Source organism: Haloterrigena salifodinae (assembly GCF_003977755.1).
Taxonomy (GTDB): Archaea; Halobacteriota; Halobacteria; order Halobacteriales; family Natrialbaceae; genus Haloterrigena; species Haloterrigena salifodinae.
This window is the reverse complement of the sequence record NZ_RQWN01000006.1, coordinates 107802-131828: the sequence shown is the minus strand read 5'-3', so window position 1 is coordinate 131828 and position 24027 is coordinate 107802. Positions and strand designations below refer to the sequence as shown.

Sequence of the window (24027 nt, the reverse complement as noted above, 5' to 3'; positions counted from 1 at the left end):
GCGAACTAGCCCATATGGGATTCCTTCGGTCCGTTTCGCAAGTCGTTCTCGGTGTCAATTTCCTGTTCTTGGTACTGCTCGGGTTCTCGTTTCTCTTCCTCGAGCCAGGGACGGGTCCGTACGTCGTCGCAGTACTCACGCTCATTCCCGTCGTTCTCTCGCTCGTCGCGAGCGTCGCGGTGATCTATACCGGCTGGGATCCGTTCTAGTCGGCGGTCGTGACCGGCGTTCGATCCGGCTGCCACTGGGAGTCCGATGGCTGTCGGGGCGGTGGAAAACAGTCCCATCAAGCAGACAGTCATTTTTTCGTACTGATATCCTGTCGACGCCTGTCAAATTTCGATGACGATGGGAAACCTTGATAATGAACCATTCTGAATAAATACGCATCCACTATGGTAACGATAGACTGGCGTATCAGGAGACTCGGGCAAGCGGTGTTCACGGTGTGGGCCGTGATTACGCTCTCATTCGCATTGGTACGGATGTTGCCCGGGAACATGATGGGTGCAATGATTACCAGACTGGCCCGACAGGGTATCAACCCGGCACGGGCCCGTGAACTCGTTGAATACCGGATGACGATCGATCCCGATGCACCGCTCTTGCCCGCGTACCTCTCCTACGTTTCGGAAACGCTGCAGGGGAACCTGGGACAATCCGTCTTCTACAGTCGGCCAGTCGTGGACGTCCTCGCGGAGGCCCTTCCGTGGACGCTGTTCGTCCTGAGCTGGGCGGTGTTCATCAGCTTCTTTATCGGCATCACCATCGGCGCGCTGATGGCCTACTGGGAGGGCGGAAAGCTGGACATCGGGCTAACGTCGTACGCCATCATGATGGGGTCGATCCCGTTCTACGTGCTCGCGATCCTCCTGTTGATCCTCCTGTCGTACCGACTGGGCTGGTTCCCCACCGGCGGTCGCCAGCCGATCGCTACCGATCCGGGATTCAATCTGACGTACATCAGCGGTATCGTCACCCACGCTGCACTACCGGTCCTCTCCATGCTCGTCGCCTCCGGCGTCGCCTCGCTGGGGATGCGCGGAAACAGTATTCGCGTCCTCGGTGAGGACTACCTCCGCGTCGCCCGTCTCCGCGGTCTCTCGGACATTACGATCTCCACCCAGTACGTCGCCCGCAACGCCGTCCTGCCGATGTACACGACGCTACTGATCAGCATCGGCGAGATGTTCGGCGGCTCGATCGTGCTAGAGCAGGTGTTCCAGTACCGCGGGGTCGGCTGGTACATGCTGTCCGCTACCCACCAGCGCGACTATCCGCTCATGATGGGCGGATTCATGGTCATCACGGTGGCGATGGTCATCTCCCTACTGCTGGCCGACCTGACCTACGGATACGTCGACCCGCGAGCACGGAGGTCACAATGACGCGAAATTCAGAGACACCAACGGACGACGACGAACGGATGGATTTCGAGAACGCGATCGTTAGCGACTCCGATACGGACGCCAACGAGCGGATCGAGACCGACGGCGGCGTCGGTACGCCCTTCGAGGTCGTCTCCGAGTACGAGGAGACGCGCCGCGACCGCTACCGCAAGCTGTACGACGCGTACGTCCACGCGCCGATCTCCATCATCTGGCGCGATTGGCGCGCTCGAATCGGCTTCACGATCGTCGCGATCTACCTGTTGATGGGGATCGTCGGACCGCTGATCGTCGAACCGACGAGCGTGACCGAAGGGCCAGCGCTCGCCGCGCCGTTCGAGACCATGGAGTACCCCCTCGGGACGGACAACCAGGGACGCGACCTGCTCTCCCAGACGGTCCACTCGACGTCGACGATTCTCAAGATGGTCCTCTCGGGTGCGGTGTTTACTGTCGGTATCGGGACGATCGTCGGTTCCATCGCCGGCTACAAGGGCGGCATGACTGACACGGTCCTGAGTTCGATCACCGACGTGTTCATCAACATCCCCGGTTTCCCGCTCGTGATGGTGCTGGGGCTCATGTTCGACGACCAAATCCTCGGCAATCCGTACGCGATCGGTATATTGCTGAGCGTCGCGTCGTGGGGCGGCCTCGCCCGGGCGATCAGATCACAGATGCTCACGCTCCGAGAGGAGTCGTTCGTCGAGGCTTCGCAGGCGATGGGAATCGGAACATCGACGATCGTTTTCAAGGAGATCGTTCCGCACCTGATGCCGTTCGTGGTGATCAACCTCACGAACGCCGGTCGGAAGGTCATCTTCGAAGCGGTCGCCCTGTACTACCTCGGGATCCTTCCCTTCCAGGACCTGAACTGGGGAAGCATCCTGAACCAGGCCTACGGGGCGAACGCGCACGCCCGTCCCGACGCGATCCACTGGTTTCTGGTCCCCATGTTCGCGATCGTGTTCATCTCTGTCGGACTGACCCTGCTCGGGCAGTCCTTAGACCGGGTGTTCAACCCCCGCGTCCGGGCCCGACACGAGAAGACGACCGCGGACGTTGAGGGCGAAGGCGACGGCGAAACGCAGACGCAAGATGCAATGGGTGTCTAACATGACCGTTTCCGAAACCGACTACCAACCCGAACCGAAACAAGGCGATTCGATTCTCGAGATACGCAACGCGTCCGTCACGTTCGACATGGACCGCGGCGAATCGCGTGTCCTCGACGATGTCGACCTGGACATCGAGCGAAACGAGATCCTCGGCGTCGTCGGCGAGAGCGGCAGCGGCAAATCGATGCTCGCCTCCGCGCTGCTCGACGCGATTGTCGACCCGGGCGTCCTCTACGGGGATATCACGTACCACCCCCCGGACGGCAGCCCGATCGACATCCTCGATCTCGACAAGCAGGGGCTCAAGGAACTCCGCTGGGAGGAGATTTCGATGGTGTTCCAGGGGGCGATGAGTTCGTTCAACCCCGTCCGCAAGATCCGAACCCACTTCGTCGAGACGCTCGACGCCCACGACTACGATATCGACGAGGGGATAGAACGGACGGAGGGCATTTTCGAGGACCTGTATCTGGACCCCGATCGCGTCCTCGATTCCTACCCGCACGAGCTCTCGGGCGGGATGAAACAACGCGCGCTGATCGCGCTCTCGCTGGTGCTCGAGCCGGAAGTGCTGGTGATGGACGAGCCGACGGCCGCGCTGGACCTGCTGATGCAGCGGTCGATCATCTCGCTGATCCAGGAGATCAAGGAGGAGTACGATCTGACGATCGTCTTTATCACCCACGACCTGCCGCTGGTCGCGGACATCGCCGATCGGATCGGCGTCCTCTACGCCTTCGAGTTCGTCGAACTCGGGCCGACCGAGGAGATCCTCGAGGACGCCGCCCACCCGTACACGCGGTTGCTCCTGAAGTCGACGCCGAACCTCGAGGCACCGATCGAGACGATGCAGCCCGTCGATGGATCGGCACCGGACCCGGTGAACGTTCCGTCGGGCTGTTCGTTCCACACGCGGTGTCCGCTGGCCACCCAGGAGTGTCGGGACGTCGATCCCGGCCCGTACGACGCCGGCGGGAGCCACGTCTCCCACTGTCACCACTGGGAGTCGGCCCGCGAGGAGATCCCGATGTCGTACGACCTCGAGTCGATCGACGCGGGCTCCGAGACGGCGAAGATCGGCACGGGAGACACGCCCTCGCGGACCGCGTCGGCCAAACCGGTCGTCTCGCTCGACGATGTCGAGGTCCACTTCGAGAAGGAGAAGGGCTTCCTCGACATGTTCGACGAGCCCGACGTCGTCGAGGCCGTCGACGGCGTCTCGATGGATATCTACGAGAAGGACGTGGTCGTCCTCGTCGGCGAGTCCGGCTGCGGCAAGACCACGCTGGGCAAGACGGCGGTCGGGCTCCAGGAGCCGACCGGCGGGAGCGTCAACTACCGCGGTCACGACATCTGGGACGTCAAGGCGGGCGACGGTGACGGCTCGATCTCGTGGGACGAAGTCCGCCGGTCGCTCCAGATCGTCCACCAGGATCCGGGGGGCGCCCTGAACCCCCACCGCCGCGTCAAGGCGAGCCTCGAGGCCCCGCTCAAGCGCTGGGATGACGACCTCGACGGGAACGATCGGAAACAGCGCATCCTGAGCCTGCTCGAGCACGTCGGGATGTCGCCGCCGGAGGACTACATCGATCGCTACCCCCATCAGCTGTCGGGCGGCGAACAACAGCGCGTCGCGTTGATCCGTGCGATGCTGATGAACCCCGACGTGATCATGGCCGACGAGCCGGTCAGCGCGCTGGACGTCTCCCTGCGTGTCGAGATGATGGATCTCATGATCCAGCTTCAGGACACGTTCAACACGTCGTACCTGTTCGTCTCCCACGACCTCTCGAACGCGCGGTACATCGCCGAGAAGACCGGCGGTCGGATCGGCGTTGTCTATCTCGGCCGACTGGTCGAGATCGGCCCGCCGGACGAGATCATCCACAACCCCCAGCACCCCTACACGAAGGCGCTGTGCTGGGCGACGCCGGAGCTCGGCGCCGACAACGACGACGAGTCGCCGATCCGTGAGATCGACATTCCCGACCCGACGAACCCGCCGAGTGGCTGTCGCTACCACACGCGCTGTGCGAACGCGCGTGAGGTCTGCCGGAGCCAGGATCCGACGGCGTTTGACGTCCCCGACGACGAGTTACACGAGGCGGCGTGTTTCCGCGTCGACGACACGCACGAGTACTGGAACAGCGAGTCGATCACGGACGACGACGAACTGATCGCACAGGGCGACGACTGATCGTCGCCGGATCGTTTTCACCTCGAGAATAGCGTTCCACCGTTCGATCGACGATCCGTTCTGCGCCAGTTTTCGAATCGACTCACCGACCGAGAGAAGCCGCGGCTCGTCTCAGACCGACGGCCCGACGCGCGTGATCGCGAACGACGTCACGCCGTGGCGCTCCGAACTCGTCGGTTCGCCGTCGAGGACCGCCCGCAACGACATCAGCAGTTCGTCGGCCGTCGTCGCTCCGGCGACGTCGAGGTCGTCGCGCAACGCGGCGTACGTGTTCCGGTCGCCGGTGACCGTGAGCACCGGAACGATCGGGTGGCCGGTGGGGATCCCGTCAGCGGTGACGTGGATCACGACCTGCGCGCCGGCGGCGGCCAGCGCCGTGGCTGCCTCATCGAACGCCGACGGCGCGTCGACCAGCGCGACGCCGGTCTCGTGGGCGGCCCACTCTCCATACTCGAGGACGTCCCGAACGGGACGATTGCCCCAGAGCCGTCTCACCTGCTCCGGCGTCGCGTCCGCGGCGCGCTTTCGCGTCGCGGTGACGGCCACCGGCGAGTCGTACGCGCTGTCAGCTACGCCGTCGAGGCGCTCCCGCGCGTCGGACGTAGCGACCCGTTCGCGAACGGCGTCGGGGTGGGCGTGGATCCGTTCGTTGCCCGCGATCAAGGCGCGGCCGCCGGCGTCGACGATCCGCTCGACGACGCGGCCGACGAGCGGGTCCGCCGACTCCAGCGACGAGGGCCGACAGTCGCTGCTGACGACGCCGACCGTCGCCGCCTCGAGACCGACCCGCTCGCGCTCCGTCTCGATCCGCGCCCTGAGGGCCGTCGCGAGATCGATCCCCGCCTCGCGACACGCGTCGGTACCGCCCTCGCGCTGGATCGCGACCTCCTCAACCGGAACCCCTCGGTCGGCGATCGATCCGGCGAGGCGGTCGCTCTGGACCGTCTCGCAGCCGAGCCCGACAGCGAGCGCGCCGGCGACGTTCGGATTCGCCGCCACGCCGACCAGCGTCCGCTCGGTCCGCTCGCTGTCGTCGCCCAGTTGCCCGCAGCCGTGGTCGTGGGGCGCGCTCACGGCGCCGGGAACCGCGTCGGCGATCCGGTCTGCGACCGTGTGCGAGCAGATGACCGACGGCACCACCAGCACGCGGTTCCGAACCCCGACGCCGTCGCGGTCCCGATCGTAGGCCTCGAATTCGGTTCCCGCGCCGGGTTCGGTCGCCGCGGCGTTCCCGATCGCCGAGTCCGTCTCCGCGTCGGCGTCGCGCTCTCGAGTCACGCCGACCCCTCCGCCAGATCGCCGCGGCCGCGGTTGCTCTCGCAGTTGTGGGTGTGCACCCACTCGCCCGGCTCGATCCGCTCGGTGGCGCTGCCGATGACCTCGCCGTACTTGGCGATCGGCTCGCCGGCGTTGATCGCCGTCACGGCGAGCTTGTGGCCGAACGCGATCGGTTCGGCGACCTCGAGGACCGTTCGATCGCCCGGCAAGTCCTCGGTTTCGATGGCGCGGCCGGCCTCGAGGTCGGCGATCGCCGTCGCCACGGTGTCGCCGTCGGCCAGCAGCACCGCCGCCTCGTCGAGTACGATCCCCTTCACGTCGGATCACCCAGCGACGCCAGCTCCCGCGGCTGGAGTTCGTTGATCGCGAACTCGGCCATCCCGCGACGCTCCGCTTCGGTTCGGTCGCCGTCGGCGACCGACAGCAGCGTCTCGTAGACGCGCTCGCCGACGGCCTCGACCGACTCGCCGTCCAAGACCGTGCTGGCGTCGACGTCCATGTTGTTCGCCATGCGCTCGGCCGTCTGGGGGTTGCCGGTGACCTTGATCACCGGCGCGATCGGGTTCCCGGTCGTGCTGCCGCGGCCGGTGGTGAAGGCGATCACCTGCGCGCCGCCGGCGACCTTGCCGACGACGCTCTCGACGTCGTAGCCGGGCGTGTCCATCACGACCAGCCCGCCGCCGACCGGGAGCGGATCCGCGTAGTCAACAACGTCGCGGATCGGCGCCGTGCCGCCCTTCGCGATGGCGCCCAGGCTCTTCTCCTCGATTGTCGTCAGTCCGCCCTCTTGATTGCCCGGCGTGGGCTGGGTTCCCCTGAGGTCGACGCCCATCAGGTCGGCGACGGACTCGCGCCTGTCGACGCACTCTAGGAGTCGCTCGCGGACCGATTCGTCGACGCAACGCTCCGCGAGGACGTGCTCGGCGCCGATGAACTCCGGCGTCTCGCTGAAGCAACTCGTCCCGCCGGCCTCGACGAGCCGGTCGCAGGCGTTTCCCACCGCGGGATTGGCTGCGATCCCGCTCGTAGCGTCGCTGCCGCCGCACTCGACGCCGAAGACGAGTTCGCTCGCGTCCGCGCTCTCGAAGCGAGCGCGCGCCGCCTCCTCGAGGAGCGAGTCGATGGCCTCGCGGCCGCGTTCGACGGCCCCGCGCGTGCCGCCGGCGTCGCGAATCGACAGTGTCTCGACCGGCGTGTCGTCCGCTACGATCTCGTCGGCGATCGCCGACGCGTCGGCGGCCTCGGTTCCCAGTTCGACCGCGAGCGCGCCGCCGACGTTCGGGTTGCGGCCGATTCCGGCGAGCACTCGTTCGGTGCGTCTGCGAGCCGGTTCCGGCTGCTCGGTTCCCATCTGGTGGGGCGTCGCCGTCACGCGCGGTCCGCCGTCGGTTGCGATCCGATCGGCGACCGCGCTCGCCGCGACCGACGTCGGCAGAACGGCGACCCGGTTGCGGACGCCGATCCGTCCGTCGTCGCGTCTGTACCCGGAAAACGTTTCCATACGCGTTCTTCAAGCGGAATCGGCATTATTCTTCTGCCGAGCGTCCGACGATCCGTCTCGGTGCCCGCTCCGAGAGGCTGACGGCTATTGTTCGTCGCCGAGCAATCGGCGATTTCGAGGGCGCTGTGACGGTTCGTTCCGCTCCTCGACCGAACCCAGTCGCGAAAGATCGGCTTTAGGCGATGGATTTATATTATTCGCGATACATCGAAATTCTATGTCATTGCCAGCCGAGCAGGTACGGAGCCGTCTCCGTGGCGTTGCTGTCGGTCTGTTGACCCCGTTTGACGACGACCTCGAGATCGAACACGAGAAAATCGCGGAAAACGCACAGGAGCTGTACGGCGAGGGGATACGGACGTTTCTGGCGACCGCGAACATCAGCGAGTATCACTCGCTGTCGGCGAGCGAGCGCGTCGATGTCGCTGAGGCGAGCGTCAACGCGCTCCCGTCGGACGCTTGCGTCCTCGCGGGCGTCGGCGGCAGCACGCACAACGCCACGGAGCTGATTCAGGCGTACGATCGCATTGACGTCGACGCGATGATGATCATGCCGCCGGACCACACCTATCTCCACGAACAGGGACTGCTGGAGTACTATCGTAACCTCGCCTCGTCGACTGAGGCGCCGCTCGTTCCCTACGTCCGTGGCTTCGATCCGTCCGTCGACTACCTCACCAGCCTCACCCGCGTCGACGGCGTCGTCGGGATCAAGTACGCGCTGAAGGATCCGGTCAAGCTCGGCGCGGCCGTCGAGGCCGGTGCCGACGACGTCGTCTGGGTCGACGGTCTCGCGGAACCCTACGCCGTCTCGTACTGGGCGGAGGGCGCCGAGGGCTTCTCCGCGGGCGTCAGCAACTTCCGCCCGGAGATCGGACTCGAACTGTTCGACGCGCTCTCCGAGGGCGACTGGGAGCGCGCCTGCGAACTCCGGAATATCTGCCTGCCCTACCAGAACTTCCGGGACGAAACCGGGCAGGATAACGCAATCGCCGGCGCGATCAGCGTCTCGGCGGTCAAGAAGGGGCTCGAACTCGCCGGTCTCCACGGCGGCAACGTCCGCGAACCGATCCGCACGCTCCGGCCCGAAGAGGAGCGGAAGGCCAAACGGCTGTACAACCAACTCGAGGACGACATCGAATCCCTCATCGACTGAGTCGAGAGCGATCCCCGAAGCGAACAGCGGTCGGTAGTACCGCATTTCCAAGTGCCACCATTTTACAACTAGCAAGGTCGTTCACGGGACGAGTACGAGTCGTTTCTACGGCATTCGGGTCGATCATCAGTAGTTAGTTCCGTAGAAGGGAACAAATTTGTCGCGATTGACACGTCCAGTTCCATCCGGATTTACACGATGATGGCCGCACGACCAACGGTCGCCGCCGAAGAGAGCCCCTATTCCTCGTCTCCGGCGACGTATCCGCAGAACTGGTCGGTAGCTGCCGTCTCGAGCCGACGAGTTCTATGCTTCGATGGTCATCACTTCTGATTCGAGACAGCGTCTTCGGCAACTTGGATTCGCGTATCGGGAATCATTAGTATTAGGAGCTCTTCGTGCAGTTACCGCGCGTATAGCCGTCGAGGAATTTCACACAAGAGCTCGATTCGACCTCGATTCGGGTCGTTTGATACTAACTCGCATATTCCTACCTCTATTTTTGACAACGGTACGAATGTAATTGTTCCCGGTGTGAGAACCCATCACGACCCCGGTTCGTAACGACTCTCCCCGGTAACTCGTCGAGAACTATCCGACGACGTCGAATCGGGCGAAGAAACTGATGCGAACGGGCCCGAAATGGTCCACCGAGGCTAATAGCGATTCGACCGACGCGATGAACGGTTGGAACTCGTGGAACTCGAATTCGTTATCGCCGACCACCAGCGCGTTGATGCTCATCCGACGGCGGTCTCGAGGCCGCTCCGCACTCGTTTCGTCTACCTGATTGGTTCGATGGGTCTCGGTAGGGATGTGTCGAGCGCCGTTGCGCGGGGACGATCGCACGTATTTATCACCGAATCGGTCAAAGGTGACCGTACATGAGGGAGTACACGGTCAATCGAACGACAGTCGACGTTCCCCTTGCTGGAACGGTTTCCGGGACGCCTTGGGCGGACGCGGTCGCGTTCCGAATCGACGAATTCTCTTGGCACGACGGCGGGCCGAAACCGCTCACGACGGGGCGGGCTCTCTACGACGATCGAGCGATCTATCTGCAGTATCACGCCGAGGACACCGACATCGCCGCCTCGGTGACCGAACTCAACGGCCCGACCTACCGGGACAGTTCGGTCGAGTTCTTCGCCGATCCGACCCCGGACGATGATTCGCGGTACTTCAACTTCGAGCCCAACTGCTGCGGCCAGTTCAAACTCGCCTGGCAGGAGCGCGACTGGGAAGCGCGCGGAATCGGCCGCGACCTCGTCTCGAGCGACGTTGCCGCGACCGTCGACGTGGAGACGTCCGTTCCCGGCCCGACGAAAGATCCCCACCCGGACGACGAGGAGTGGTGGCTCGCCGCCGCGCTCCCCTTCGACGCGCTCGAGGCGCTCACTGGCGTGACCCTCGCGCCGACTTCGGGGACGGAGTGGCGCGGAAACTTCTACCGGAGCGGCGTCCCGACCGCACAGAAGGCGACGTGGAACCCGATCGAAAAACCGGAGCCGGACTACCACTCGCCGGAGTACTTCGGTCGGATTCGATTCGAGTAGCGGCGTCGATGGCTCGAGCGCACCGCTGCGGTTGTGAACGACCGACAGCATTTATGCCGCTGCACCGCCGTAGTCGCACGCAATGACGCCGACAGACCCCGAGGGCGGCCCGCCAACCGCGGCCGGTAGCGAACAGCTCTACGACGCGCTGGTCGACGCCGGGATCGACCTCCTCGTTGGACTTCCCGGAACGCAGACGCTGCCGCTGGATCGAACCGTCGACCGGCGCGACGACATCCGGTACGTGATGGCCCGCCACGAGACCGCGATTCCCCACGTCGCGTGGGGACACTACGAGGCCGGCGGCGACGTCGCCGCGACGCTGACCGTCCCCGGCCCCGGCGATACGAACGCGATGCACGGGCTGAAGAACGCGCTCGACGACCGCGTTCCCCTGATCCACATCGCCGCGGACGCCGATCCTGCGGACCGCGGGAAGGGACCGATCCACGAGATAGAACCCGACACGTTCGACAACGTCGTCAAGGAGAACTACGCCATCGAGCGCCCGACCGAGTTCCACCGCGCGGTCCGTTCGGGGATCGAGACCGCGCTGACGCCGCCGTGCGGTCCGGTCCGGCTCGGCGTCCCGAAGCCGCTCCTCGACGCCGAGTTCCGCTCGCCGCCGGTGACGATCGATCCGCCGACGAGCCGGTTCGACGGCGACGCGGAGTACGAGACCGCACGGCGACTGCTCGCCGACGCCGAGCGACCGGTCGTCTACCTCGGCGTCGGTGCCCGCCGAACGGGCGACCCGGAGTCGATCCGCACCCTCGTCGAAACGCTCGACGCCGCGGTCGTCGCCTCCTACAAGGGCAAGGGCGTCTTCCCGGAGGACGATCCGCGTTGGCTCGGCGTGACGAGCAGTCACCTCCCGGCGGGAGCGATACGCGCGCTCGAGGCCGCCGACGTCGTGCTCGCGCTCGGCGCTCGGTTCGACGGGGTGGTGACCGCCGACTGGTCGCTACCCATGGGCGAGACGCTCGTCCACGTCACCCTCGACTCGAGCCGGATCGACGTTGCCTACGAATCGGACGTGGCGATCGTCGACGACATCGGCAGCGCGGTCGATCGGCTTCGAAACAGCTTGGGATCCCGAAAGCGACCCGACGGTGCGTGGGACGGGGCGGCCGTCGGCCGACGCGTCCGCGCGGAGTACGACGACCGACTCGAGGACCGCGGCCTGCTCGAGGACGACGTGCCGATCGCGACGGCGGGTGCGCTCCGGACCCTGCGCGAGGTGTTACCCCGCGAGACCGTCGTGACGACGGATATCGGCGGCTTCCGGCTCTGGGCAAAGCAGACCTTCGAAGCGGACGAGCCGGAGGCCTACGTCACCTCGGGCTCCTGGGCGGGGATGGGCGTTGGGATCCCGGCCGCGATCGGCGCGAAACTCGCCAGACCGGAACGGCCGGTCGTCGCGTTGACGGGCGACGGCGGGGCCATGATGTGTCTGCAGGAACTCCATACGGCCGCGGCGTACGATCTGGACGTGCTCACGATCCTCTTCAACAACGAGGACTACGGGATCATCAGCAAGTCGCCCGCCATCGACCAGTACGCCGAAGGCCACCGATTCGAGTGGTCTTCGCCCGATTTCGCCGCAATTGCCGAGGGATTCGGCTGTCGGGGCCAAACGGTGCAGACGCTCTCGGGACTCGAGGACGCCGTCGATGCCGCACTCGCGCGGACCGACGGCCCCGAACTGATCGACGTGCGTGTCGATCCGGACGAGCCGACGGCCGCGGCGTTCGCCGACTACGACTCCGAACTGGAGTTCTGAACGGCTCGCGCGGAACCCAACTCGGTCGCGTGGTTCGTCGGTCTGTTCGATCGAGCGACCCCGACGTTCTCGACTGACGACATCCTCGAGCCGTGCAGCTATACTGTTCCGTACGATTAAATCAAATTCTCTATGCGTGATCGAATGTAGTATGGTGAATTATTACGATATATGCTAATACGGTTGGAATATTCTCGCCTAACCTGCCTTAACTAATGTTATGTATATTCTCTATCGGAATATGATTGCAGATCTCTAACTTCCGATCCGTATATTTACCCTCGAAAACAGAATTTGGTTTAGTATTACAGAACAACTTTCGTGGGACCGAGGATCGTCGCTGTCGCTCCGTCGCGTACTCGGTCCCAAACGCGGCGCCTACGCGCGGTTGATTGAATCGCGATCACGGTTGAGAGGGCTCGGATCGAGGATGCGCCGCGAAATAGGTCCGTCGATACCGAGCGTCCTCCGGCAGCCAACCCCACGTTTATCACACGCACGGAACGATATCGTGTCGACGACCATGACAGCTCTCTTTACGCACACCAGCGACGACTGCGAATCGCGGGCGGCCGTTCGTCTCGACCCCTCGCGGCAGGGGGAGACGGTGAACCCCGAACTCTACTCGAAGTTCGGCGAACACCTCTACACGCCTCGAAACGTGACGAACGTCCTGGAGGCACAGGCCCTGTACAATCCTACATTCGGCTCCTGGAAGTTCGGGAGCCAGCAGTACGGTCCGGACGGCGGCAACAGCGCCGCCTTCGATCCCGACGAGATCGACGATCGGATCGACACGTACGCCGAGACGCACGGGATTCCGGACGCGGAGCGGCTCCGAACGGCCTATCGCGACGGGACGGCGCTGTGGTGGTTTCCGTACGGGAATCCGGACGCGGTCCGGACGAGCCCCGACGTCGGAACGGCCGACGATCGCGCACAGCGGTTCGAGACCGAGTCGACGGACGATTACACTGGACTCGCGCAATGGTGTCACCTACCGGTCCACCGCACGAACGCCTTCGAGGGCACGGTAACGCTTCGCGCCGCCGCGGAGACGTCGGTCCGGCTCGCGGTCCACGACGTCGATCCCGACGACGGAACGCTCGAGTCTGTACTTGCGGAAACCAGCGTGACCGCTCGAACCGACGACCGAACCGTTGACTTCTCGCTGGAACTACCGCAGGCGGACCTCGAGGAGTCGGAGCGACTGTTCGGATTCAGTGTGACTACCGAGGTTGATGACGCGAACATCGTCGTCGACCGGGTCTGCTGTTACCCCGACGACCACGTCGCCACGGCCGACCCCGAAATCGTCGACCTGCTCGCCGACCTGAACCTCTCCGTGCTCCGGTGGCCCGGCGGCAACTTCGTCTCGGGCTACCACTGGCGGGACGGCGTCGGCCCGATCGAGGAGCGGCCGACCGAGCCGAATCCGGCGTGGGACGCCCTCGAGACGAACCTCTTCGGCACCGACGAGTTCGTCGCGCTCTGCGAGGCGGTCGGCTGCGAGCCGATGATCTGCGTGAACGCCGGCAGCGGGACGGCCGAGGAGGCGGCGCGGTGGGTGGAGTACTGCAACGGCTCGACCGACACCGAGATGGGCGCGCTGCGGGCCGAACACGGTCATCCCGAACCGTACGACGTAACCTACTGGGAGATCGGCAACGAGCTCTACGGCTCGTGGCAGATCGGCTGGACGACGCCGACGGGCAACGCCGACCGGTTCCGCCGGTTCAAGGCGGCGATGGAGGCCGTCGACGACTCGATCGAGGTGATGGCCTGCGGGAACCGCCACACCGACTGGAACGAGCCGCTCTACGAGCAACTCGAGTCCGACGACTGGCTCACCGACCACGTCCTCCTCGAGTGCCACGCCGATCCGGAGACCGACCCGGTCGAACTGTTCAACGCGCACTCGGGCTTCGCGAGCCAACTCCGAGAGGAGTACGAGGCGGTCGCCACCGACTGCCGAGACGCCGGTCTCGAGGACGTCCGGCAGGCGATCACGGAACTGCAGCTGTTCACTCGCTTCGACGAGCCCGAGGACGACGAGACGGACGAAGGTGAGCCGGCAGACGAGGAGAGCGCGGACCAGCGGTTGAGCCGAGAGACGCTCCCGACGAACAAGAGCGTCACCGAGGCCGTCTTCGACGCTACGATCATCCACGAGTGCATCCGGAGCGGGACCGTCGACATGGTGACCCACTCCGGCGTCGGGAACCACGGCGGCGGCCTCCGGAAGTCCCAGGGGCGAGTGTGGGCCGATCCCTGTTACTACGGCCAGCAACTCGAGTCAGGACTTGTCGGCGGCACTCCGATTGGCGTCGACGTCACGTCTCACACCTTCTCGACCGAAACCGCGTGGGGGACGGAGACGAGCCAGTGGTTCGGTGAACTCGAGCCCGTGACCGACGAACCCGCGATCGACGCGATGGCGGTGACCGACGCCGAGGAACACGATCTCGCTGTCGTGCTCGTCCACCGTGATGCGGGGGTGGACACCATCGAGGTGACGGTCTCGGGCGGCCCGCTGGAATCGCTCGACGAGGTGACGGTCGATCGGCTCTCGGCGGAGACGATGTACGACACGAACACGCTCGAGGAGCCCGAGAAAATCGTGCCGACGACCGACAGCGCGGCGGTCGCCGACGGGACCGTCACGGTATCGCTTCCGCCGTACTCGTTGGTTCGGCTGACCGAGGACTGCGATCGTGACTGACGGCGCCCCGGCGTCACCGCGAACTAGGTTCCGTCGAGGAACTTGAACGGCTCCCAGCCGAAGTAGAGTCCCGTCGCGGCGATGACGATTATCACGGCCTGAATGCTCAGAGCCAGGATCGATACGACGCGACCCGCCGATCCGGGCTCTTGAAACGGGAACAACGCGAGGAGAATAATCGCCAGCGTCAGCGTGATCGAGAGGAGCGCCCGAAAGACGGCTTCGCTCGTATCCATTGGGCTCGTGTTTCGGCGACGGCGTAATAGATGTATTGGAACGGGAGACCGCTACTGGACCGGTTCGTCCTCGAGTGCGGTCGGTTCGGACTCGTTCTCCGACGATTCGTCTACGAGTTTCGGGCTGTCCCAGTACTCGTGATTGTCGATCTCACGGAAACAGGTCACCGTGTGGTCCTCGTCTCCGTCGACCGACACCGACTCGGGCGTGTTCCCTTTGCAGGCCTCGCGGGCCTTGGGGCAGCGCGTGTGGAACCGACAGCCCGACGGCGGGTTTCGGGGATCCGGAACGTCGATCTTCCGGAGCGGCGTTTCGGTCTCGTCGTCGACGTCCGGATCGAGGTTCGGTGTCGCCCACACCAGCGCCTTCGTGTAGGGGTGTTTCGGGTTCGCCAACACCTCGTCGATGGGACCGATCTCGACGAGTTCGCCGAGGTACATGATGCCGATGCGACCGTCGGATTTCCCGGCGACGTAGCTGGCGTTCGAGAGGTTGTGGCTGATAAAGAGGAACGACGTGTTGAACTCCGCTTGCAACTCGAGCATGAGGTCCATCATGTCGATTCGCAGGGAGACGTCGAGCGCGCTGACCGCCTCGTCGGCGAGGATGAGATCGGGGTTCATCAACAGCGCACGGATCAGCGCGACGCGCTGTTTCTCGCCGCCCGACAGCTGGTGGGGGAACCGCTTGGCGTAGTCTTCCGGCGGCGACATCCCGACCCGCGAGATCATTTCGTTGATCCGCTCTCGCCGTTCGAACGCGTCCATCTCCGGATGCCGAAGCTTGAGCGGCGCCCCGAGGGAGTGCTGTACCGTCTTGTTGGGGTTGAGCGACGCGCCCGGATCCTGAGGGATGATCTGGAGGGACTGACGGATCTCGTCGTACGGGATCTCGACGTTTCCGTCCTTGTCCTTGGCCTTCCAGATATCCTGCCCTCTGTACGTCACCGTGCCGCTGGTCGGACGCTGGACGCCGATGGTGGTCTTTCCGAGGGTCGACTTCCCGCAACCGCTCTCGCCGACCAGCGCGACGACGTCGTTTTCGGAGATATCCAGCGAGATGCCGTCGACGGCCTTGACGACGTCGGTCTCGCCCTTTATCTTCGAGAGCAGCGACTGCTCGGACTCGAAGTGCACTTCCACGTCCCGCAGCGAGACAAGGTGGTCATCACTCATTGACCTTCACCTCCTGCAGGGTCAGCGGAACCGTCTCGGGGACCCTCTCGACGTAGTGACACGCCGCGACGTGACCGTCCTCCGGGGTGTCCGACTCGAGGGGCGGATCGTCGCGCTCGCAAGTCGCGTCGGCCAGCGGACAGCGCGGATGGTACGAACACCCGTTCGGAACCGACACCGGATCCGGCGCCGCGCCTTCGATCGGTCGCATCTGCTCGCGTGGCGTCTCCAAGTTCGGCGTCGAGTTGAGCAACGCTCGCGTGTAGGGGTGTTTCGCCGCCGTCAGCACCTCGTAGGCCGGACCGACCTCGACGAACTCGAAGGCATACAGCACCGCGATTCGGTCGGCGAGGTTCGCGACCAGCGGCAGGTCGTGGGTGATGAAGACGATCGTCAGGTCGCGCTCGTCCGCGATCTCCCTGATCAATCGGATGATACTGCGCTGCATCAGCAGGTCCAGCGCGGCCGTCGGCTCGTCCATCACCAGCACTTCCGGCTCGAGCACCAGCGAGAGTGCGATGAGCGCGCGTTGACTCATTCCGCCCGACAGCTCGTGCGGATAGGAGTCTAACACCTGCTCGGACTCGAGGTAGAGATCCGCGAGGAGTTCTTCGGCGCGTTCCATCCCCTCCTCGACGTCGTAGTCGTGGACGGCCAGGGTCTCTCGGAAGTGATCCCCGATCGACATCGTCGGGTTGAACGAACTCATCGCTCCCTGGAACACCATGGAAATCTCCTCCCAGCGAATCTGCTTGATTTGCTCCTGGGAGAGATCGAGCAGATCGATGGGCTCCCCCGATTCGGGGCGGAAGGTGATGTCGCCGGTGAGGACGCCGGGATCGACCACCGCGTCGAGCAGCGCGGAGGCGAACATCGATTTTCCACTCCCGCTTTCCCCAACGACGCCGAGGACTTCACCCCGGTCGACGTCGATATTCACTTCGTTCAGTACTTTCGATTCCCCCCGTTCCATGTCGAACGAGACGGTCGTGTCCCGAACCTCGAAGATCGGATCGGCGACGGTTTTCGTGCGTTTTCGCTGCATTGTTATTCCTCGTGGGGCGCAGTGTCATCGACAGTGTCCGCGTGGCGCGCCCGGATACGCGGATTGAACAGTTTTTCCGTTCCCTGTGCGAACAGCACCAGCCCGAATGAGAGGCCGACGATCGCTATCATCGGGAAAAGTAGCCAGTAAATGCTGTCTAACGAGTAGATCGCTGCGTTGGTGTAGGCCTCGTTAAGCGTGATTCCCCAGTTGTTCGAGAAGCCGCCGAGGATCCCGAGGTAGAACAGCGCGACCGCGCCGAAGATGACCCCGCGTGCGGAGTTGACGAAGTTGACCAGCACGTAGGGCATGATGTTCGGCAAGACGTCGTCGGCGATAATTTTCGGCGTGGACGCACCCATGATTCGAGAGACTTCGACGTAGGAGTGATCCCTGATCGAGAGCACCTGCGACCTGATCGACCGCGCAAGACCGGCCCACGAGTTGATCGTGAGGAAGATCCCGATCACGTACGGACTCTCCGGTTCGAAGACGGCGACCAGGAGGATGATCAGGGGTAGTCCGGGGATGGTCATGGCGATGTCCGTAAGGGTGGTGAGGACGCTATCGACGAACCCTCCCTTGTAGCCCGAGATGGTCCCGACGATCGTCGCCATGATCGTCGAGAACACCGCGCCAGCCAGGATCATCTTCAGCACCGGCGGCGTCGAGTAGACGATTTCAGAGAGGAGACTCCTCCCCATGTGGTTCGTTCCGAGCGGGTACGCCATACTTTCGAAGGGCGCAGCGTGTTGGGGTCCCTGCCCTTGATTTGGCGGGGAAACGAGATAGAGACCGACCGTCCCCATTAGTATGTAGAACGCGATGATGAGTGATCCGAGCTTCGTTCGCCAGTCGTTCCAGGCGATCCGCACGGGAGCGAGGACGGCTACGTCGAGCCACTCCTTGTACAGTTCCGAACGGGTTGCCGTCGATCCGTCGCTCGTGCCCTCGTGATCGTCGGTCGCGTCGAACGTTGAATTGGTTTCAGCCATCGAATGTCACCTCTTAGTATGCCTCCTTCCCTTCGCCTTTGCTGACTCGCGGATCGATTAGCCCGTAGGTCAGATCCGCGATCAGGATACAGATCAGAACGGCGATGGTGATGACGATGAAGATCCCCATCATGAGCGAATAGTCACGGGCGTGGATCGACTGCAGAAGGTAGTTTCCGAGGCCGGGGTAGGCGAAGATCTGTTCCAGGATGACCGAGCCACCGAACATGAAGCCGACGGAGATCATCAGGTTCGTGTACATCGGCAACAGCGCGTTCCGACCGACGTACCGGACCGCGATCCGCCGTCCGGGGACGCCTCGGAGGTGCGCCACCCGAATGTAGTCTTCTCCGATCTCCTGGACCGCGTTTCCTCGCATCGTAATCGCGGCCCCGCCGAACCCGGTGATGACGAGGGACGCGACCGGGAGCGTCGCGTGGTAGAATACGTCGGAGATAAAGATTGGCGTCAGTCCTGGTTCCAACCCGATGGCGTAGTTCCCTGACTGCGGGAAGATACTCAACTGGATGGAGAGAACGTATACCAGGAAGATCGCCGCGACGTAGTAGGGGACGGAGTTCAGGAACATCGAGATAACCGTTGATCCGATGTCGAACCGACTTCCCTCTCGGTACGCCATGATCGCACCGAGTACGATCCCGATCGCGAACGTGAGCAGGATCGAAATCGTGAGCAGGAAGATCGTCCACGGGGCGGCCTCGATGATGAGAGCGCTGACGTCTCTGCCACCGAACTCTATCGACTGCCCCATATCCCCCTGCAGGACGCTCGTGAGGTAATTGTAGTACTGGACGTGCAACGGGGCCGAGGTATCGATATTCGTGTACGTCTCAGTCAGCGCGTGTATCTCGGCCATATTCACGCTCTCCGACCCTCGATTCTGCATGACCTGTGACCGAATGTGGTCCGCCGGTCCACCCGGTATCGCCCGTATTAGCCCGAACGTCACCGTAATTACTGCGATGAACGTAACGAATGCTTGTCCAAGCCGCTTGAGTATGTACATTAATTTACGTATATGTGGCGAGTGTTTCCTTATAATAATTGCGTTTTAGTTGACCAACTGGTTAAAAGCGGTGACCGATCAGTTACTTGGCCTGCAGCTCACCGTTTCGCGGGAACCACCAGAGGGGCCACTTCGACTGGTATTTCGAGGAGTCCGGGTCCGGAACCTCCCAGTCGTCCGTGTAGAACCAGACCGGGTCGTTGATCTCGTCGAGCTGGAGCATGGGAACCGTCTGGTTCGTGATCCACGCGAGCCGATCGGTAATATCGGTCGCTTCCTCTTCGTCCTGTGCCACGAGCAGTTCGTCCATCAGCCCGCGGGGATCGACCGACTGGAGTTCGCCGTCGGGTTCGCCTATCGGCGGCGCCTCGAGGTTCTCGGGATCGAGATTCATGAACTCTGTATCGATGTTGTAGTACATGTCGAAGACGTAGTACGGACTGGATCGCTGAAGCGTCCATCCCGTCGACGCCACCTTGTAGTCCCCCGCGGTGTAGTGATCGGCCCAGTACGTTGATTCCTCGATTCGCTGCATTTCGGTTCCGATGCCCTCGTTTTCGAGGTTATCGACGATCGTCTCGTAGACCGGATGCCAGTCGGTGAGTCCTGCGGGGACCTTGATCGTCATCTCGAACGGATCGCCGTTGGGACGGTACCAAGTGCCGTCGTCCTTCTGGTACCCTTCCCCGCGCAGCAGTTCCCGACCGCGCTCCGGATCGTCGTATCGGTGGAGCTGTTCGACCATCTCGTCGGAAACTTTGTTCTCCCACCGACTGCTCGGCTCGTTCTGGCCGTCGATGTTCCCGACGAGGCCGCTCGGCGCCTCGACCGGCTGTCCGAGCCGACCGTAGTTGTCCGCACAGGCCTGCCTGTCGATGAACTCGCTGACGGCCTGTCGAACCCGGATATTACTGAAGTCGTCGTCCTCGTGGTTGAAGGGCAGCGAGTGTCCCCACAGCGCGGGCAGCTGCGCGTTCAGGAGGTCGTCGGGCGCCTGTTCGAAGACCGTTTCCGGTGCGGAGTAGTTCCGAATCCCGTCGACCTCGCCGCCGAGAAGCACGCTCGCAGTGTCGGTCGAAACCTTGTGGAGCTCCCAGTTCTCCCAGTTGATGTTGTCCGCGTCGGGGTGGTGTTCGTACAGGCTCATCTTGAGGTGACGGTTGTCCCGTTCCTCGAACTGGAAAGGGCCGTTCCCCTTCACCTTCGACTCGTCGAACGAGTCGTTGCGGAGGTCGCTCCGAATGTCGGCGATCTCGTCGTCAGTCGTCGCGTCCTCCCATCGCTCGACGTACTCCTTGTACAGCCGGTGTGGCGTCTCGAGCCAGTAGTAGTTCAGTCCGTCTTTGAACAGCCGCTCGTTGACCGTCCCCTCGAGGGTGAGTTTGACGGACTTGTCGCCGTCCCGCTGGATATCTGTCCAAAGGGTCGAGATCGTGTCACCGATGATCGCGTCGGTGACGAGTTTCGTGTAGAGGTCGTCAGCGTTGACCGGATCGCCCGGGTCGCCGTTGTGCCAGGTGAGTTCGTCTCGAACCTTCAGCACCGCAGTATTGCCCTCGAACTCCTCGATGGTGACCGCGTACGACTCGAACTCTTCCTTGTCGATGAAGTACCGCTGCAGTTGGTCGCTCTGCATCTTGTGCGAGAACGGATTCTGCAGATTGAGATGGTTGAACTGATAGTTCGTTGGATCAACCGTTATCGGCTCGACGAACGTTTTATTGTCCCCTCCAGCCCCCCCGAGACAGCCGGCCATCGCAGCCACGCCCCCCATCGCTGCGCCGCGAAGGAGATGTCTGCGCGAGATCGATCGCCGGTTCGACTTACCCAATTTTCCCTTGCCATGTGATGGCATAGGAACTCATTCATATTACGGGATAAAAAACATTATGGAGACGTTGTACCATTGACGAATTGGCATTTCAACCGCCGTTGGAAACTGATCGTTTCCTATTGTTTGATAAAACACTAAAAACTAATTTTCCGCATGTTACGGCAGGATAGCAAAGCGACGCAGTCCCGCTGCCGGTTTTAGCCCCTACACCGAATCTCTACCGCTTCTAAGCGCTAATTAGGGGCCTCGAATAGATGGCACTAACAGAAATCTCCTCTCACTCTATCTGTTTATTGTTCTGTATCACTACATAGAAGTAGTATAGAAATAGAGTGGAATTCACCGTATCGCTAGTCCCGGCCGGTCCCTCGTCCCGACGGAACCGACGTGGTATCGGTGTAGCTGTCTCGAGCGGCAACGTCCGCTTCGTCCCGTCGCTTCCGACGACTCTCCCGGGTGACGTTGTGACAAACGATATCACCGATCTCACCCGACGGTCTCAGTCGAGAATAGGAGACTCGTTCTGTGTACGAACACTCACATTCTCTTCTCAGCTAGAACAGCGATCAATCGAGCGCGACCGATGGCCACCTGCATCAGTTTCGGGTTCGAACGACTCCCTGGCGAAGTCTATCCAACGGAAGTCTCGTTCGGAGGTTGCTCGAGGCGCAGGCGTGTTCCGGGACTACTGACCGCTAGTTCGCTACTGTCGAGTATGCCGATCCGCCGCGGCGATGAGCAAATTGGCTAGATCGGGCGATCGTATCGATCGCTTCTCCGTCTCCGGTACATCCCAGAACAAAACACCTTTGACCGCATTCGCTTATAGGTCGATAACGCCCGTGACCCGGTTTCCGAATCCGTTCCGTCTGGTGATCCTCTACATCGGTCTCGCGCTCGCGCGGGCCGGTCTCATCGACCGCGACCGCGCCGTCCAGACGACCATCCTCGCGTGGCCGCGGATCGTTACTGGGATCGCTCGGATGTCGAAAAACGCCGTCGACGTGGCGATGGTCGGCGTGGCGGTCGGCACCGCCGCCGTCGCCGGCGTCGGCTTCGCCGGACCGTTCTGGGGACTCGCCTTCGCGATCGGGGGCGGCGTCGCCGGCGGCGCTATCGCGCTCGTTTCCCAGCGGTACGGGGCGGACGCCACCGAGGAACTAGGACTCGCCGTCCGCTCGAGCACGCTGCTCATCGTCGTGTTGAGCGTCCCGGTCACAGTCGCGTTCTGGTTCGTTCCGCACGAACTCATCTCGGTGCTGAGCAGCAACGAGCGGGCGATCGAGTACGGAGCGACGTACCTGCAAGTCGTCGGGTTCGGCATCCCCTTCGCGGGACTAAACCTCGTCGGAAGCCGGACGCTCGTCGGCGCCGACGACTCCTACATCGCGATGCAGGTTCGGGCCGGCGGGGCCCTCGCCAACATCGGCCTGAACGCCGTGTTCATCTTCGGATTCGGCTGGGGCGTCGCCGGCGCGGCGCTCGGGACGGTCCTCTCGAACGTCGTCGTGACGGCGACGTTTGCGATCGGGATCAGCTGCGGTCGCTTCCCCGGGATCGGCGAGTTTCCGGTTCAGGTGGATCCGCTGGGAACGTATCTCGACCCCGGGACGATCCGCGATCTGATCCGGATCGGACTCCCGATCGGCGCCCGGAACCTCGTCTGGACCGTCGCCGAGTTCCCAATGCTCTCTATCCTCGACATCTTCGGGGAGAACACCGTCGCCGCGTTCGTCATCGCCCGCCGCATCTGGGGCGTAATGAACGCGCCCGGCTGGGGGTTCGGACTCGCCTCCTCCAGCTTGGTAGGGCAAGCTCTCGGACGCAACGACGAGGCGACCGCCGAAGCGTACGGACGCGACATCATCCGCTTCGCGGTGGCGACGTACGCCCTCTCAGCGATCCTCATCGCGCTGTTCGCCGAGCAGATCGTCGTGTTGTTCGCGAGCGATCCGACGAGTCCGGAGATTCCGATCGCAGTCGACCTCATCTACGCCGCCTGCGCCGCGGTCGTCTTCCAGGGCGTCTCCGGCGCCGCTGCCGGGCCCCTCGACGCGAGCGGCGACACGCGGATCCCGTTTGCCAGCCAATTCCTGGGGATGTTCTTCGGTTCGATTCCGCTCGCGTACCTCGGCGCGACGACCGCGCTCGGATACTGGGGACTGTACCTCGCGTTCACCGCGGAGACGACGATTCCCGCCGCGATCAACTACTGGCGGTTTCGGACCGATAAGTGGAAATCCATCAGCGAAGCGTACCGACCCGACGTCGCGGCCGGCGACGACTGAGACGCGACGACGGTCGTTCGTTTCGCGCCGTCGTAATCGGGATTCACCCTTTCTCTTCGAGTGAGTGTGCGGGTGTCGATAGCGGGACCGAACGAGCCTACACGCTGGTTGAGGATTCGAAATGGGTTCTCGATCGCTCCCGACAGCGGTTTTTGAGCCGAATAGACACCACAGTAGAACACACTGTCAACAGATAACGAAAGACATGGGCAGTACACTTATTTTGATGACTACTCAAGACGGGGGCATGGATCACGCACTCGTCGTCATCGACGACACGGACGCTCACCGAGAACTGCTCGCGGAAGCCGGCCAGCTTGCTCACGACACGGGCGCGAAGTTGACCGTGCTCGCGTGGATCACGCCAGATCAGGTCAACGAGACGGCGGACAACCTGGAAGTAATCGAGCAGATGGAGGGGACGTCGTACAGCGAGCCGGACTCGAGTTCCACCGCGGAGCAGTTCGCCCAACAGATCGCCGAGGAGGTGTTCGACTCGTTCGACGAGTCGGTTGAGTATGCCACCGACGGCATCGTCGTCGAGGAGAGCGAGCGCGCCGACGAGGTCATCGCCACCGCGGAGGACCTCGGCAGCGACCACCTCTTCGTCGTCGGCCGGCGACGGTCGCCGACCGGGAAGGCGCTGTTCGGCGACTTCGCCCAGCGCATCCTGCTCAACTTCGACGGCACCGTGACGATCAAGATGGACTGATCTCCCCCAGATTCC

19 protein-coding genes are annotated in these 24027 nt (G+C 63.2%); 10 read left to right on the top strand and 9 right to left on the bottom strand.

Annotated features, from left to right (window positions below; genetic code table 11):
- The first annotated feature begins 14 nt into the window (after nt 1-14).
- From EH209_RS21810 to EH209_RS21795, 4 genes are all read left to right on the top strand, one after another.
- Nucleotides 15-209 (top strand): hypothetical protein, encoded by a 195-nt coding sequence (locus tag EH209_RS21810; RefSeq protein WP_008895695.1) that lies wholly within the window; start codon nt 15-17, stop codon nt 207-209.
- Between the two features lie 186 nt (nt 210-395).
- Entirely contained in the window at nt 396-1388 is a 993-nt protein-coding gene (locus EH209_RS21805) for an ABC transporter permease (RefSeq protein ID WP_204749866.1), read from the top strand.
- Nucleotides 1385-2503: an ABC transporter permease gene (locus EH209_RS21800; protein WP_126664922.1), complete on the top strand. Its 1119-nt coding sequence runs from the start codon at nt 1385-1387 to the stop codon at nt 2501-2503. The genes EH209_RS21805 and EH209_RS21800 overlap by 4 nt, the downstream gene beginning before the upstream one ends.
- A gap of 1 nt (nt 2504) precedes the next feature.
- A complete protein-coding gene (locus tag EH209_RS21795; protein WP_126664921.1) occupies nt 2505-4703 on the top strand; it encodes an ABC transporter ATP-binding protein in 2199 nt (732 codons plus the stop codon).
- A gap of 111 nt (nt 4704-4814) precedes the next feature.
- Here the strand turns inward: EH209_RS21795 and EH209_RS21790 are convergent, their stop codons facing one another.
- From EH209_RS21790 to EH209_RS21780, 3 genes are read right to left on the bottom strand one after another with little or no spacing between them, the layout of a single operon-like run.
- Nucleotides 4815-5981: a UxaA family hydrolase gene (locus tag EH209_RS21790; RefSeq protein WP_211338407.1), complete on the bottom strand. Its 1167-nt coding sequence runs from the start codon at nt 5979-5981 to the stop codon at nt 4815-4817.
- Nucleotides 5978-6298 (bottom strand): UxaA family hydrolase, encoded by a 321-nt coding sequence (locus EH209_RS21785; protein WP_126664920.1) that lies wholly within the window; start codon nt 6296-6298, stop codon nt 5978-5980. The genes EH209_RS21790 and EH209_RS21785 overlap by 4 nt, the downstream gene beginning before the upstream one ends.
- Nucleotides 6295-7482, bottom strand: coding sequence for a UxaA family hydrolase (locus EH209_RS21780; protein ID WP_126664919.1), 1188 nt, complete (start codon nt 7480-7482; stop codon nt 6295-6297). The genes EH209_RS21785 and EH209_RS21780 overlap by 4 nt, the downstream gene beginning before the upstream one ends.
- 217 nt (nt 7483-7699) lie before the next feature.
- On the opposite strand from EH209_RS21780, the gene EH209_RS21775 reads away from it, so the two are divergent.
- The 4 genes from EH209_RS21775 to EH209_RS21760 all read left to right on the top strand — a co-directional run bounded on the left by EH209_RS21775 (nt 7700) and on the right by EH209_RS21760 (nt 14699).
- On the top strand, nt 7700-8638 hold the full coding sequence (locus EH209_RS21775; RefSeq protein ID WP_126664918.1) for a dihydrodipicolinate synthase family protein: 939 nt from the start codon (nt 7700-7702) through the stop codon (nt 8636-8638).
- A gap of 884 nt (nt 8639-9522) precedes the next feature.
- Nucleotides 9523-10194 (top strand): carbohydrate-binding family 9-like protein, encoded by a 672-nt coding sequence (locus EH209_RS21770; protein ID WP_126664917.1) that lies wholly within the window; start codon nt 9523-9525, stop codon nt 10192-10194.
- Between the two features lie 82 nt (nt 10195-10276).
- Nucleotides 10277-11977: a thiamine pyrophosphate-binding protein gene (locus EH209_RS21765; protein WP_126664916.1), complete on the top strand. Its 1701-nt coding sequence runs from the start codon at nt 10277-10279 to the stop codon at nt 11975-11977.
- 523 nt (nt 11978-12500) lie between these two features.
- Nucleotides 12501-14699 (top strand): alpha-L-arabinofuranosidase C-terminal domain-containing protein, encoded by a 2199-nt coding sequence (locus EH209_RS21760; RefSeq protein WP_126664915.1) that lies wholly within the window; start codon nt 12501-12503, stop codon nt 14697-14699.
- Between the two features lie 23 nt (nt 14700-14722).
- Here EH209_RS21760 and EH209_RS21755 read toward each other — a convergent pair whose 3' ends face one another.
- The 6 genes from EH209_RS21755 to EH209_RS21730 all read right to left on the bottom strand — a co-directional run bounded on the left by EH209_RS21755 (nt 14723) and on the right by EH209_RS21730 (nt 20814).
- Nucleotides 14723-14935: a hypothetical protein gene (locus EH209_RS21755; RefSeq protein ID WP_126664914.1), complete on the bottom strand. Its 213-nt coding sequence runs from the start codon at nt 14933-14935 to the stop codon at nt 14723-14725.
- A 51-nt stretch (nt 14936-14986) separates the two neighbouring features.
- Nucleotides 14987-16111, bottom strand: a complete 1125-nt coding sequence (locus EH209_RS21750; protein ID WP_126664913.1) for an ABC transporter ATP-binding protein — start codon at nt 16109-16111, stop codon at nt 14987-14989.
- The gene (locus tag EH209_RS21745; protein ID WP_126664912.1) at nt 16104-17156 is read right to left on the bottom strand and encodes an ABC transporter ATP-binding protein; all 1053 of its coding nucleotides are present in this window, start codon (nt 17154-17156) and stop codon (nt 16104-16106) included. The genes EH209_RS21750 and EH209_RS21745 overlap by 8 nt, the downstream gene beginning before the upstream one ends.
- A gap of 2 nt (nt 17157-17158) precedes the next feature.
- Complete coding sequence (locus tag EH209_RS21740; RefSeq protein WP_126664911.1) at nt 17159-18151, bottom strand: ABC transporter permease; 993 nt, start codon at nt 18149-18151, stop codon at nt 17159-17161.
- 13 nt (nt 18152-18164) lie between these two features.
- The gene (locus tag EH209_RS21735; protein WP_126664910.1) at nt 18165-19178 is read right to left on the bottom strand and encodes an ABC transporter permease; all 1014 of its coding nucleotides are present in this window, start codon (nt 19176-19178) and stop codon (nt 18165-18167) included.
- Nucleotides 19179-19260: 82 nt separating this feature from the next.
- Nucleotides 19261-20814, bottom strand: a complete 1554-nt coding sequence (locus EH209_RS21730; protein WP_249038881.1) for an ABC transporter substrate-binding protein — start codon at nt 20812-20814, stop codon at nt 19261-19263.
- A 1040-nt stretch (nt 20815-21854) separates the two neighbouring features.
- On the opposite strand from EH209_RS21730, the gene EH209_RS21725 reads away from it, so the two are divergent.
- Together EH209_RS21725 and EH209_RS21720 are read left to right on the top strand one after the other, a co-directional pair.
- Nucleotides 21855-23300: an MATE family efflux transporter gene (locus tag EH209_RS21725; protein WP_126664908.1), complete on the top strand. Its 1446-nt coding sequence runs from the start codon at nt 21855-21857 to the stop codon at nt 23298-23300.
- A gap of 247 nt (nt 23301-23547) precedes the next feature.
- Nucleotides 23548-24012 (top strand): universal stress protein, encoded by a 465-nt coding sequence (locus EH209_RS21720; protein WP_126664907.1) that lies wholly within the window; start codon nt 23548-23550, stop codon nt 24010-24012.
- Nucleotides 24013-24027 lie beyond the last annotated feature (15 nt).